The sequence below is a fragment of the Streptomyces tendae genome, assembly GCF_008632955.1.
GTDB lineage: Bacteria > Actinomycetota > Actinomycetes > Streptomycetales > Streptomycetaceae > Streptomyces.
In genome coordinates, this window is record NZ_CP043959.1 from 5,310,493 (window position 1) to 5,323,875 (window position 13,383).

A 13,383-nucleotide genomic window follows, 5' to 3' on the forward strand; every position below is an offset into this window, starting at 1 on the left:
ACGGGCCTCGCACGCGGGTAGGGCGAGGCCCCGTCACCGGGACGTGGGACGTCTCACACCACGGCCCGGCGTCTCGTACGGCCCCGACAAGTGCGAGGATAGGGCTCGGCAGGACAGGGCCCCACTGAAGGGCCGAGAACAAAGAGCGGCCGGACACCAGCCGCCGACCGGTCACTGGAGACCGGCGTGGCGCACATGCATGGAGGACGTGACGTGGCGAACGACGCCAGCACCGTTTTCGACCTAGTGATCCTCGGCGGTGGCAGCGGTGGGTACGCCGCGGCCCTGCGCGGGGCGCAGCTGGGCCTGGACGTCGCCCTGATCGAGAAGGGCAAGGTCGGCGGTACCTGCCTGCACAACGGCTGCATCCCCACGAAGGCCCTGCTGCACGCGGGCGAGATCGCCGACCAGGCCCGCGAGAGCGAGCAGTTCGGTGTGAAGGCCACCTTCGAGGGCATCGACATCGCGGCCGTCCACAAGTACAAGGACGACGTCATCGCCGGCCTGTACAAGGGTCTTCAGGGGCTGATCGCCTCGCGCAAGATCACCTACATCGAGGGCGAGGGCCGGCTGTCCTCCCCCACCTCCGTCGACGTCGGCGGTCAGCGTGTGCAGGGCCGCCACGTCCTGCTGGCGACCGGCTCCGTGCCGAAGTCGCTGCCGGGCCTGGACATCGACGGCAACCGGATCATCTCCTCCGACCACGCCCTGGTCCTGGACCGCGTGCCGAAGTCCGCGATCGTCCTGGGCGGCGGCGTCATCGGGGTCGAGTTCGCGTCCGCGTGGAAGTCCTTCGGCACCGACGTCACCGTCATCGAGGGCATGAAGCACCTCGTCCCGGTCGAGGACGAGAACAGCTCGAAGCTCCTCGAGCGTGCCTTCCGCAAGCGCGGCATCAAGTTCAACCTGGGCACCTTCTTCGAGAAGGCCGAGTACACCCAGGACGGCGTCAAGGTCACCCTGGCGGACGGCAAGGAGTTCGAGGCCGAGGTCCTGCTCGTCGCCGTCGGCCGCGGCCCGGTCTCGCAGGGCCTGGGCTACGAGGAGGCCGGGGTCGCCATGGACCGCGGCTACGTCCTGGTCGACGAGTACATGCGCACCAACGTCCCGACGATCTCGGCCGTCGGTGACCTCGTCCCGACGCTCCAGCTCGCGCACGTGGGCTTCGCCGAGGGCATCCTGGTGGCGGAGCGTCTGGCCGGTCTGAAGACCGTCCCGATCGACTACGACGGTGTCCCGCGGGTGACGTACTGCCACCCCGAGGTCGCCTCCGTCGGCATCACCGAGGCCAAGGCCAAGGAGATCTACGGTGCGGACAAGGTCGTCGCCCTGAAGTACAACCTCGCGGGCAACGGCAAGAGCAAGATCCTGAAGACCGCGGGCGAGATCAAGCTCGTCCAGGTCAAGGACGGTGCGGTGGTCGGCGTCCACATGGTCGGCGACCGTATGGGTGAGCAGGTCGGCGAGGCCCAGCTGATCTACAACTGGGAGGCGCTGCCGGCCGAGGTGGCCCAGCTCGTGCACGCCCACCCGACGCAGAACGAGGCGCTCGGCGAGGCCCACCTGGCCCTGGCCGGCAAGCCCCTCCACTCCCACGACTGACGCCCTCAGTCACCGGGCGCGACGACACAGACTTCCGCACTTCTAAGGAGCAACCGAAACCATGGCGGTTTCCGTAACCCTTCCGGCGCTCGGCGAGAGCGTCACCGAGGGCACTGTCACCCGCTGGCTGAAGGCCGAGGGCGAGCGCGTCGAGGCCGACGAGCCGCTGCTCGAGGTGTCGACCGACAAGGTCGACACCGAGATCCCGGCCCCTGCCTCCGGCGTGCTGTCCTCCATCAAGGTCGCCGAGGACGAGACGGTCGAGGTCGGCGCCGAGCTGGCCCTGATCGACGACGGCAGCGGTGCCCCCGCCGCCCCCGGCGCCCGCGGCCGAGCAGGCGGCCCGCCGGCCCCGAGCCGCAGCCGCAGGCCCAGCCGTCCACCGAGCAGTCCGCCCCGGCCCCGGCGCCCACCACCGAGGCCTCGGCCGGCGGCGGTTCGGCGCAGGGCACGGACGTGGTCCTGCCCGCGCTCGGCGAGTCCGTCACCGAGGGCACCGTCACCCGCTGGCTGAAGTCGGTCGGTGACAGCGTCGAGGCCGACGAGCCGCTGCTCGAGGTGTCGACCGACAAGGTCGACACCGAGATCCCCGCCCCCGCGTCCGGCACCCTGCTGGAGATCGTGGTCGGCGAGGACGAGACCGCCGAGGTCGGCGCGAAGCTCGCCGTCATCGGCGAGGCCGGCGCCGCTCCGGCCGCAGCCCCCGCCCAGGAGGCCCCGGCCGCCCCGGCGCAGCCCGAGCCCGCCCCGGCGCAGCCCGAGCCCACCCCGGCTCCGGCGCCCACCCCGGCTCCGGCCCCGGCCGCTCCGGCCCCGGCTCCGCAGCAGGCCGCTCCGGCCCCGGCCGCCCCGGCGCCCGCTCCGGCGCCCGCGCCGGCCCCGCAGGCGCCCGCCGCCCCGGCCCCGGCCGCCGCCCAGGCCACGGACGACGGCGCCTACGTGACCCCGCTGGTGCGCAAGCTCGCCGCCGAGAACGGCGTCGACCTGTCCACCGTCAAGGGCACTGGCGTCGGCGGCCGTATCCGCAAGCAGGACGTGCTCGCCGCCGCCGAGGCCGCGAAGGCCGCAGCCCCGGCCCCGGCCGCCGCTGCCGCCGCGCCCGCCGCGAAGAAGGCCCCCGCGCTGGAGGCCTCCCCGCTGCGCGGCCAGACCGTGAAGATGCCGCGGATCCGCAAGGTCATCGGCGACAACATGGTCAAGGCGCTGCACGAGCAGGCCCAGCTGTCGTCGGTCGTCGAGGTCGACGTCACCCGCCTGATGAAGCTGCGCGCCCGGGCCAAGGACGCGTTCGCGGCGCGCGAAGGCGTCAAGCTCTCCCCGATGCCGTTCTTCGTCAAGGCCGCGGCCCAGGCACTGAAGGCCCACGCGCCGATCAACGCCAAGATCAACGAGGCCGAGGGGACCATCACCTACTTCGACACCGAGAACATCGGTATCGCGGTGGACTCCGAGAAGGGCCTGATGACCCCGGTCATCAAGAACGCCGGCGACCTCAACATCGCCGGTATCGCCAAGGCCACGGCGGAGCTGGCGGGCAAGGTCCGCGGCAACAAGATCACTCCGGACGAGCTGTCCGGCGCGACCTTCACCATCTCCAACACCGGTTCGCGCGGCGCGCTCTTCGACACGATCATCGTGCCGCCGGGCCAGGTCGCGATCCTCGGCATCGGTGCCACGGTCAAGCGTCCGGCCGTCATCGAGACCGAGGAGGGCACGGTCATCGGCGTCCGCGACATGACCTACCTGACCCTCTCCTACGACCACCGCCTGGTGGACGGTGCCGACGCGGCCCGTTACCTGACGGCGGTCAAGGCGATCCTGGAGGCCGGCGAGTTCGAGGTCGAGCTCGGCCTGTGAACCGACCGGTGAGCCCGGGTCGCTGACCCGCTCCCACGGTGCCCCCGTCCGGAACCCTTCGTGGTGTTCCGGGCGGGGGCTTCGTCGTACGGGGCGTGTAAGTCTCGTCTCACCTGGGCGAAAGCGCCCTCACGCGCCCCACCCGGGCGGGCTCCCGGCCGTATTGTCTACTCGTCAAAGCCCCCCGGGGGCCCGCCGGCCCCGCTAAGGAGCCCCTCATGACCGCGCCCGTCGTCCACTCGCTGCGCGAACAGATCCGCGAGCACATCCTGGAAGGGATCATCAGCGGGCGCTGGCAGCCGGGTGAGCGGATCGTGGAGCGGCGGATCGCGACCGAGCTGGAGGTCAGCCAGACGCCCGTGCGGGAGGCGCTGCGGGAGCTGGAGTCGCTGCGGCTGATCGAGTCCGCGCCCAACAAGGGCGTACGTGTGCGGAACCTGACGGCGGCCGACCTGGAGGAGAGCTACCCGGTCCGGGCCGGTCTGGAGGCGATCGCGGCGGAGCTGGCGGCGGCGCGGCTGGCGGAGGACTGCTCGGCGCTGGAGCCGCACGTGGCCGCGCTGTACGAGGCGGACCGGATGGCGGACGGGACCGCGCAGGTACGGCACACGGTGGGGTTCCACCGGGAGCTGGTGCGGGCGGCCGGCAACTCGGTGCTGCTGCACACGTGGGAGGGGCTGGGGATCGAGGTGTTCACGGCGCTGTCGATACGGTGGCTGGGGACCGTGCAGCAGTCGTACGCGGAGGAGCACGAAGAACTGGTCGCGGCCTTCCGCCGCCGGGATCCGCGCATCGCGGAACTGGTCAAGTCGCATGTGCTGGGGTGTGCGCCGCGGGCCTGAGGGAGTTCGCCCCCGCCGCCCCTTCCGTCCCGTCCCTGGGGGCTCCGCCCCCAGACCCCGTTCGCGCAGTTCCCCGCGCCCCTTCAGGGGCGCGGGGAACTGCGCGATCAGCCCCCACACGGCCCGGTGGCGCTCGTCGGCGCGCAGCCCCTCACCTGCGCGAACGGGCGAAAACACCGTCACCGCGTGCCACCGCCGGAGGCACCCCGTGCCGACTTTCTCGTGATCAAGAGGTTTTACCCCTCAACCCTTTGATCGATCATCGATCACGGAGTTATTGTCACCTGCGGACTTCCACCGAAGTCCGCAGCCCTGTCCTGCCAAAGACCAAGGGCACCCCCGAACCCTTCTGAGGGCACCCCCTTCGACTGAGGAAGGCGGCGACATGACGACCGACCCCAACGCCATCCAGCCGAGCGAGCTCGACCAGCTCCCGGACCGCGACCCCGAGGAGACCGCCGAGTGGCAGGCCTCCCTGGACGCCGTCACCGAGGCGGCCGGGCCGCACCGTGCCGCGTACCTGATGCGCCGCACGCTGGAGCGTGCCGAGGGCGCCGGCGTCGCGCTGCCGAAGCTCCTCGAGACGGACTACGTCAACACCATCCCCACCGCCGCCGAGCCCGCCGTGGACGGCGACGAGGCGATGGAGGCGCGGATCACCGCGTGGAACCGCTGGAACGCGGCGGCCATGGTGACCCGCGGCAGCAAGTACGGCGTGGGCGGCCACATCGCCACCTTCGCCTCCGCGGCCTGGCTGTACGAGACCGGCTTCAACCACTTCTTCCGCGGCAAGGAGGGGGACGGCTCCGGCGACCAGCTCTACATCCAGGGCCACGCCTCCCCCGGCATCTACGCCCGCGCCTTCCTCGACGGCCGGATCGGCGAGGAGCAGCTCGACAACTTCCGGCGTGAGGCCGGCGGCAACGGCCTGCCGTCCTACCCGCACCCGCGGCGCCTGCCCTGGCTGTGGGAGTTCCCCACCGTGTCGATGGGCCTCGGCCCGATCTCCGCGATCTACCAGGCGCGCTTCAACCGCTACCTGACCAGCCGCGGCATCAAGGACGTCTCCGACTCGCACGTGTGGGCGTTCCTCGGCGACGGCGAGATGGACGAGCCCGAGTCGACGACCGCGCTCACCCTCGCCTCCCGCGAGAAGCTGGACAACCTGACCTTCGTCATCAACTGCAACCTGCAGCGCCTCGACGGTCCGGTCCGCGCCAACTTCAAGATCGTGCAGGAGCTGGAGGCCCAGTTCCGCGGCGCCGGCTGGAACGTCGTCAAGACCCTGTGGGGCACCGCCTGGGACGAGCTGTTCCAGCTGGACACCACCGGTGCGCTGGTCCGCCGCCTGCGCGAGGTGCCGGACGCGCAGGTGCAGACGTACCAGACGCGCGACGCCGCCTACATCCGCGAGGACTTCTTCGGCAAGGACCCGGCGCTCGTCGAGATGGCGAAGCTGCTGAGCGACGACAAGATCCTCGAGTGCTTCCACGTCTCCCGTGGCGGCCACGAGTCCCGCAAGGTCTACGCCGCGTACCGGGCAGCGCTGTCCCACAAGGGCGCGCCGACCGTGATCCTGGCGCAGACCGTCAAGGGCCACACCCTCGGTGAGGGCTTCGCCTCGAAGAACGCCAACCACCAGATGAAGAAGCTGACGGTGGACGAGTTCAAGGCGATGCGCGACCGGCTGGAGCTGCCGATCTCCGACGCGCAGTTCGTGGACGGCGTGGTGCCCTACGCGCACCCGGGTGCCGACTCCCCCGAGGTCCGCTACCTCCAGGAGCGCCGTGCCGCCCTGGGCGGTCCCGCGCCGGCCCGCCGCGTGCACCCGGTGGCGCCGCTGCCGCAGCCCGCCGACAAGGCGTTCGCCGCCTTCGACAAGGGCTCCGGCTCGCAGAACGTGGCCACCACCATGGCGTTCGTCCGCCTGGTCAAGGACCTGGTCCGCGACAAGGAGACCGGCAGGCGCTGGGTGCCCATCGTCCCCGACGAGGCGCGCACCTTCGGCATGGAGAGCCTCTTCCCGTCCCTCGGCATCTACTCGCCGATGGGCCAGACGTACGAGCCGGTCGACCGCGACCAGCTGATGTACTACAAGGAAGCCAAGAACGGCCAGATCTTCAACGAGGGGATCACCGAGGCCGGCGCCATGGCCGAGTTCGTCGCCGCCTCGACGTCGTACTCGACGCACGGCGAGACGATGATCCCGTTCTACATCTACTACTCGATGTTCGGCTGGCAGCGCACCGGCGACCAGATGTGGCAGCTCGGCGACCAGCTCGGCCGCGGCTTCCTGGTCGGCGCCACCGCCGGCCGCACCACGCTGACGGGCGAGGGCCTGCAGCACGCCGACGGCCACTCCCCGGTCATCGCTGCGACCAACCCGGCCGCCCTGACCTACGACCCGGCCTTCGCGTACGAGATCGGTGTCATCGTCAAGGAGGGCCTGCGCCGGATGTTCGGCGAGGCGAAGCCGGGCGAGGACCAGAACGTCTTCTACTACCTGACGGTCTACAACGAGCCGCTGCCGCAGCCCGCCAAGCCGCAGGCGGCCGGCATCGACGAGGGCATCGTCAAGGGGCTGTACCGCTTCAACACGGCGGAGTCCGCGGGCCTGTCCCCCGCCGCCAACGCCCCGCGCATCCAGCTGCTGGGCTCCGGCACGGCGATCCACTGGGCGCTGAAGGCCCAGTCGCTGCTGGCCGAGGAGTGGGGCGTGGCCGCCGACGTATGGTCGGCCACCTCGTGGACCGAGCTGCGCCGGGACGCGATGGAGGCCGACGAGGCCCTGCTGCGCGGTGAGGACCGGGTGCCGTTCGTCCGGCGCGCGCTCCAGGGCGCCGAGGGCCCGGTGCTGGCGGTCTCCGACTACATGCGCCAGGTCCCGGACCAGATCGCGCAGTGGGTCGAGCAGGACTACTCCTCGCTGGGCGCCGACGGCTTCGGTCTGTCGGACACCCGTGAGGCGGCCCGCCGCCACTTCGGGGTGGACGCCGAGTCCATCGTCGTCGCGGCCCTGGCCCAGCTCGCCCGCCGCGGCGAGGTGAAGGCCACCGCGGTCAAGGAGGCCCGGGAGAAGTACGGCCTGTAGGGCCGCAGTTCGCGGGAGGCCCCCGTCGTCACGCGTCCGCGCGTGATGGCGGGGGCCTCTTGCATGATGGGCGCATGCGTGCTGCCCGGTTGATCAAGATGGTGCTGCTGCTGCAGTCCCGGCCCTCCATGACCGCCGCCGAACTGGCCCGGGAGCTGGAGGTGTCGGAGCGTACGGTCACCCGCGACGCCCAGGCGCTGTCCGAGGCGGGCGTGCCCGTGTACGCGGACCGGGGGCGGATCGGCGGCTACCGGCTGGTCGGCGGGTACCGGACGCGGCTGACGGGGCTGGCGCGCAGCGAGGCGGAGGCGCTGTTCCTGTCCGGGGTGCCGGGGGCGCTGCGCGAGATGGGTCTGGAGGACGCGGCCTCGGCTGCCCGGCTGAAGGTGTCGGCGGCGCTGCTGCCGTCGCTGCGGGACGCCTCCCGTACGGCGGCGCAGCGCTTCCACCTGGACGCGCCGAACTGGTTCCGCGAGCCGCGCACGCCCGAGCTGCTGCCTGCGGTGGCGGACGCGGTGTGGGACGACCGGCGGGTCACCGCCCGCTACCTGCGCGGGTCGGGCGAACGGCGGCACGAGGTGGAGCGGGAGTTGGAGCCGTACGGGCTCGTGCTGAAGGCGGGTGTCTGGTACCTGTGCGCGCGGGTGGCGGGACGGGACTCCTTCCGGGTGTACCGGATCGACCGGTTCACGGCGGTGGAGCCGGGCGAGCAGCGGTTCGAGCGGGCGGAGGACTTCGAGCTGCCCGCGTTCTGGGAGGAGCGGGCGGCGCAGTTCGCGCGGTCGATCCTGCGGGCGGAGGTGGTGGTGCGGCTGACGGCGGAGGGGATGCGGCGGCTGCCGTGGGCCGTGGATCCGGTGGCGGCGCGGGAGGCGTTGGAGGGGGTGGCGGAGCCGGGTGCGGGTGAGTGGGTGACCGTTTCGGTGCCGGTGGAGTCGGAGGAGGTGGCTCGGGTGCAGTTGGCCGGGTTGGGGGCGGAGGCGGAGGTTCTGGCGCCGGTGGGGCTGCGGGAGTGGTTCGCCTCGGAGGCGGAGCGGTTGGGGCGGTTGTACCGCGGGTGAGGTGGGGTGCTTCGGGCGGTTGCCGGGGGGCGGGTGCGCGTCCGGGGTGTTCGCCCCCTCCGCCCCTTCCCGTCCCGTCCCCGGGACTGCGCCCCGGACCCCCTTCACGCCCACGCGGCGGAGTCGCATATCGGGTACAGCCCCGCGCCCCTGAGTGTGCGGTTCCCCGCGCCCCTGGAGAGGTGGGTGTCTCAGCGGGTGCGTCTGCGGCGTGCAGGGTCGATGCTGGGGGCGTGATGGACGAGACGGAGTTCTGGGAGCTGGTGGACATCGCCCGACAGGATGCCGAGGGCGACCCGGAGGAGCAGGCGGACCTGCTCGTGGAGCGGCTCGTGCTGCGGGACCCGGAGGCGGTCCTGGACTTCGCCCGTCACTTCGAGGCCCGCTACCACCGCGCCTACCGCTGGGACCTGTGGGGCGCCGCGTGGGTGCTGCTGGACGGGGCCGGCGACGACGCCTTCGACTTCTTCCGGTGCTGGCTGATCGGCCAGGGCCGGGAGGTGTTCGAGGGGGCGCTGCACGATCCGGACGAGCTGGCCGACCTGCTCGGCGACTTCGACGAGGAGATCGACGGCGACGGCGAGGACCTGGGCTACGCGGCGGACGAGGCGTACGAGCAGCTCACCGGGACGGTGGCGCCGGACCTCGGCCTCCCTCCGGCCCCTGTGGAGCCGGAGGGCACGCCGCTCGACTTCGAGAACGAGGCGCTGCTCGCCGAGCGCTATCCGCGGCTGTGGGAGAGGTTCCGCGACTGAGCCGCGGCGCGCGGGCGCCGGCGCGCGGTCACAGACGCCGGTGGGGGCTCTGCGTGTGGCGCAGGGGGGCCGCGTTGGCCTGCATGAGGGCGGAGGCCGTGTAGGCCGCCGGGCCGAGGACGACGGCCGCCGCGGCGCACAGTGCGGTCCAGGGGCGGCGCAGGGCGTCCGCCCAGGGGGTACTTCGGTCAGGGGTGTCGCTCATGGGCTCAGCTCTTCGTTTCGTGCGTCGTCTTCCAGTTCGACGCGCTCTGTGTCGGTGCCGGTGTCCCGGTCGGTGCCGGTGCCGGCGTCGCGGCCCTGGAGGCGGGCCGCGAGGTCCCTGATCTCCGGGAGCCGCGCGTGCAGGGCGGCGCCCGGGCAGTCGGTCATGTAGCCGTCGCTGTGTCCCGCGACGGCGGGCAGGGTCGCCGCGGTGCCGGCCGCGTAGCGGCTGCCGCCGTTGCTGGAGACCAGCCGGACCTCCGCGCGCGGGTCGGTCCCGGAGGGGCCGAGCTTCCAGGCGGTCACGGCGGCGATCGCGCGCAGCATCACCTCGGGCACCTCCACGCCCTCGGTGAAGGTGCCGAGGGCGGCGATGCCGGCGGTGCGGTGGTTGAAGCCCTGGGTGTGGGCGCCGGTGACGGGGCGGTCGGTGCCGCCCGCGCGGCCCTCGTAGACGGTGCCGCAGCGGTCGACGACGAAGTTGTAGCCGAGGTCGTCCCAGTCGCGCCCCTCGGTCTGCCCGTCGTACAGGCCCCGGATGATGCCGGGCGCGTCGGCGCAGTCGTAGCCGTTGGGCGAGTCGGTGTGGTGGACGAAGACGGCGACGACCTGGTCGTCGTAGCGCGGCGGGGGCTGGTCGCGGGCGGCGTCGCCCAACCAGACCGAGCGCGGCACGATGGACGGCCGGGGCGCCTGGAAGGCGGGAGCGGGGCGGGCGGCGGCCTCGGCGTCGGAGGTCTCGGCGGCCCGCTCGACGCCGTAGGCGGTCAGCACCAGGGCGACGGCCGCGGCCACGCCCGGCAGACAGCCGAGCGGTGCCGCGACGGCCCGGGGCAGGCGCGGGAAGCCGGGCCCGCCGGGTATCCGGGGGGAGCGGGGCTTCCGCGCTCCGCGCGGTCGTCTCCTGGGGACGCGCATAGTGCCACTGTGGGTCCGGTCGGCGGGGTCCGCGAGATGTGCTCTGCCAGTCGGTGGAACCATCGTCCCGGTGCGTGACGTTTTCCCCTGTGCACGCGTGTCCCGCACGCGTGTCCCGCGGGCACCCTCCCCGCGTCCGGCCGGCGCGTGGCTGATCACCGTGCCCCCGGGCCCCGTATTGAGGGTCGGTGGTCCCAAGAGAAAGGCGGCGTGCGTGGATCTGCTCGACATCCTGCTGATGCTGGTCGTCCTGGCCTACGCGGCGTCCGGTTACCGGCGCGGACTGGTGGCCGGCTGCGTGTCGCTGGCCGGCTTCGTGGGCGGCGCGGTCGTCGGCGTGTGGATCCTGCCGTGGGTGATGGACCTGGTGACGCCGGGGACGACGCGGGCGACGGTGGCGGCCGTGTTCACGGTGCTGCTGCCGGCCGTGGTGGGGCACGAACTGGCGGGGCGGCTCGGGCTGCGGCTGCGCCGTGAGCTGGACCGGGGCCCGCTGCGGGTGGCGGACGGGGTCGGCGGGGCGGCGGCCAACGCGGTGGCGGTGCTGATCGTGGCGTGGGTGGCGGCGAGTGTGCTGGGCGCGTCCTCGTCACCGCTGATCACCTCGGCGATCCGGGACTCCCGGCTGCTGGGCGCGGTGCAGGACGCGATGCCGGACACCACCCCGGCCTGGTTCTCCCGGGCCACCTCGGCGCTGACCGAGGCGGGCTTCCCGCAGGTGTTCAACCCGTTCGAGAACGAGTCGACCGCCGAGGTCGCCGCGCCGTCCGGGGACAACGTCACCGCGGCCGCGACCCGGGCCGCGCAGCGCAGCACCGTGAAGGTCGAGGGGGTGGCCGGCACGCAGGGGCGCGAGGGCAGCGGGTTCGTGTACGCGCGGGAGCACGTGATGACCAACGCGCACGTGGTCGCCGGCATCGACGAACCCACCGTGCGCGTCGGCGGCGTCGGGCGGACGTACGAGGCGCGGGTGGTGCTGTTCGACCCCCGGAAGGACGTGGCCGTGCTGCACGTGCCGGACCTGCGGGCGCCGGTTTTGGCCTTCGACGACGACGCCGAGCGGGGCGAGGCGGCGGTGGTGGCGGGCTATCCGCAGGACGGCGACCTGAACCTGCAGGCGGCGACGGTCGCGGCGCGGGTGCAGGCCCGCGGGCAGAACATCTACAGCGACGGCCCGGTCACCCGGGAGATCTACTCGATCCGCTCCACGGTCCGTCCGGGCAACTCCGGCGGGCCGCTGCTGACCACCGACGGCCGGGTGTTCGGCGTGGTGTTCGCGCGGTCCACCTCGGACGCCGAGACGGGGTACGTGCTGACGGCGGACGAGGTGGCGGACGAGGCCGCGCGGGCGGCGGAGGCGACCACGCCGGTGGACACGGGGCAGCCGGTGACGTCGTAGCGGGACGTCCGCGCCCGCGGGGCCCGCGGGCGCTCACGGCGCGGGCGCCCGCGGGCAGGTCAGACCAGGCGCAGGCCCATGAACACGTCGTCGACGTACCGGCCGTCGAGGAAGAACTCCTCCGGCTGCACGCCCTCCACGACGAAGCCCTCGGACGCGTACAGCGCGCGGGCGGCCGTGTTGTGGCCGAGGACCCGCAGGGTCAGCCTGCGGGCCCCCCGGCGGCGGGCCTCCGCCACGGCGGCCCGCACCAGGGTCCGGCCCGCGCCCTTGCCGCGGGCCTCCTCCGCGACGGCCAGGCCGCGGATCTGCAGGACGTGCGTGTTGCACTTCAGCTCGGTGGGGTGGCCGAGGCGGACGTAGCCGACGAGGCGGCCCTCGTGCTCGGCGACGAGGTGCGCGTCCGGGCCGCAGGCCGGCCGGAAGAACGGCTCGTCCGGCCCGGGCGGCGGCTGGACGGCGTGCAGCGGGGACCACGTCTCGCGGTCCAGACGGTTCAGGTCGCCCTCGTCGTCGGGGCGGGCGGTGCGTATGAGCGGTTCCGGCATGCGCGTCACTCTACGCGCCGGTTCGGGCCGTGATTCGCGGTGCGTCAGGGGCAGGATGGACGTCATGGAACATGCGCGTATCGCGGTGGCCGGGGCGTCCGGACTGATCGGCGGCGCCCTGGCGCGGTCGCTGACGGCTGAGGGGCACACGGTGCTGCGGCTGGTGCGCCGCGCGCCCCGGTCGGCGGACGAGATCCGGTGGGACCCGGAGCGGGGGACGGTGGACGCGGCCGGGCTCGCCGGGTGCTACGCGGTGGTGAACCTGGCCGGTGCGGGGGTCGGCGACCGGCGCTGGACGGACGCGTACAAGGAGCGGATCCGGGCCAGCCGGGTGCGGGGCACGACGGCCCTCGCCGAGGCCGTCGCCGGGCTCCCCGAGGACGCCCGGCCGCGGGTGTTCCTCAACGGCAGCGCGATCGGCTACTACGGCGAGACCGGCGACCGGGCGGTGGACGAGAGCGCGCCCCCGGGTGAGGGGTTCCTGCCGGAGGTCTGCGTGGCGTGGGAGGCCGCCGCGGCGCCGGCCCGGGAGGCGGGCGTGCGGACGGTGTTCGCGCGCACGGGGCTCGTGGTGGCGGGCGGGGGCGGGGCGTGGGGCCGGCTGTTCCCGCTGTTCCGGGCCGGGCTCGGCGGGCGGCTGGGCGACGGACGCCAGTACTGGTCGTACATCGCGCTGCACGACGAGGTGGCGGCGCTGCGTCATCTGCTGGACACCGACGGGCTGTCCGGGCCGTTCAACCTGACCGCGCCGGAGCCGGTGACCAACCGTGAGGTCACCGAGGCGATGGGACGGGTGCTGCACCGGCCGGCCGTGTTCGCGGTGCCGGCGCCGGTGCTGCGGACGGTGCTCGGGGAGATGGCCGGGGACGTGCTGGGCAGCGCGCGGGTGGTGCCGGCGCGGCTGCTGGAGTCGGGGTTCCGCTTCGCCTTCCCGCAGGTCGAGGGGGCGATCAGGGCGGCGCTGTGACGGGGCGGGGGCGTGCGGGTGATCCGCGTGCCCTGCCGGGCGCCGCGCGCGACCGGGCCGTACCGGGCAGCGACCTCTTCTGACCCCTCTGCGACCGGCTGGTGTCCGCGCGGGGTGCGTATGCGACCGCCGTGCGCCC

General features: G+C 73.3%; 10 protein-coding genes and 1 pseudogene. 8 read left to right on the top strand and 3 right to left on the bottom strand.

Going from position 1 to position 13,383, the window contains the following annotated elements:
• Window positions 1-213 precede the first annotated feature (213 nt).
• From lpdA to F3L20_RS24475, 6 genes and pseudogenes are all read left to right on the top strand, one after another.
• A complete protein-coding gene (gene lpdA / locus F3L20_RS24450) occupies window positions 214-1,602 on the top strand; it encodes a dihydrolipoyl dehydrogenase (protein ID WP_167534595.1) in 1,389 nt (462 codons plus the stop codon).
• A gap of 61 nt (window positions 1,603-1,663) precedes the next feature.
• Window positions 1,664-3,459 (top strand): annotated as a pseudogene (gene sucB / locus F3L20_RS24455) (2-oxoglutarate dehydrogenase, E2 component, dihydrolipoamide succinyltransferase).
• A 218-nt stretch (window positions 3,460-3,677) separates the two neighbouring features.
• On the top strand, window positions 3,678-4,301 hold the full coding sequence (locus tag F3L20_RS24460; RefSeq protein WP_024882649.1) for a GntR family transcriptional regulator: 624 nt from the start codon (window positions 3,678-3,680) through the stop codon (window positions 4,299-4,301).
• Between the two features lie 385 nt (window positions 4,302-4,686).
• Window positions 4,687-7,392 carry a pyruvate dehydrogenase (acetyl-transferring), homodimeric type gene (aceE, locus tag F3L20_RS24465; RefSeq protein WP_145825378.1) on the top strand — a complete coding sequence of 902 codons (2,706 nt, stop codon included), beginning with the start codon at window positions 4,687-4,689 and terminating at the stop codon, window positions 7,390-7,392.
• A gap of 74 nt (window positions 7,393-7,466) precedes the next feature.
• Entirely contained in the window at window positions 7,467-8,453 is a 987-nt protein-coding gene (locus tag F3L20_RS24470; protein WP_145825379.1) for a helix-turn-helix transcriptional regulator, read from the top strand.
• A 236-nt stretch (window positions 8,454-8,689) separates the two neighbouring features.
• Window positions 8,690-9,208 (top strand): DUF4240 domain-containing protein, encoded by a 519-nt coding sequence (locus F3L20_RS24475; protein WP_150157485.1) that lies wholly within the window; start codon window positions 8,690-8,692, stop codon window positions 9,206-9,208.
• A 28-nt stretch (window positions 9,209-9,236) separates the two neighbouring features.
• Here F3L20_RS24475 and F3L20_RS34100 read toward each other — a convergent pair whose 3' ends face one another.
• Together F3L20_RS34100 and F3L20_RS24480 are read right to left on the bottom strand one after the other, a co-directional pair.
• A complete protein-coding gene (locus F3L20_RS34100) occupies window positions 9,237-9,413 on the bottom strand; it encodes a hypothetical protein (protein WP_167534596.1) in 177 nt (58 codons plus the stop codon).
• Window positions 9,410-10,330, bottom strand: coding sequence for a peptidoglycan recognition protein family protein (locus F3L20_RS24480; protein ID WP_240810744.1), 921 nt, complete (start codon window positions 10,328-10,330; stop codon window positions 9,410-9,412). Before F3L20_RS24480 ends, F3L20_RS34100 begins: the two co-directional genes overlap by 4 nt.
• Before the next feature lie 214 nt (window positions 10,331-10,544).
• Here F3L20_RS24480 and F3L20_RS24485 point away from each other — a divergent pair, with 214 nt between their 5' ends.
• On the top strand, window positions 10,545-11,729 hold the full coding sequence (locus F3L20_RS24485; protein WP_150156172.1) for a MarP family serine protease: 1,185 nt from the start codon (window positions 10,545-10,547) through the stop codon (window positions 11,727-11,729).
• Between the two features lie 59 nt (window positions 11,730-11,788).
• Here F3L20_RS24485 and F3L20_RS24490 read toward each other — a convergent pair whose 3' ends face one another.
• Entirely contained in the window at window positions 11,789-12,277 is a 489-nt protein-coding gene (locus tag F3L20_RS24490; RefSeq protein ID WP_167534597.1) for a GNAT family N-acetyltransferase, read from the bottom strand.
• Window positions 12,278-12,341: 64 nt separating this feature from the next.
• Here F3L20_RS24490 and F3L20_RS24495 point away from each other — a divergent pair, with 64 nt between their 5' ends.
• On the top strand, window positions 12,342-13,244 hold the full coding sequence (locus tag F3L20_RS24495; protein WP_150156174.1) for a TIGR01777 family oxidoreductase: 903 nt from the start codon (window positions 12,342-12,344) through the stop codon (window positions 13,242-13,244).
• Window positions 13,245-13,383 lie beyond the last annotated feature (139 nt).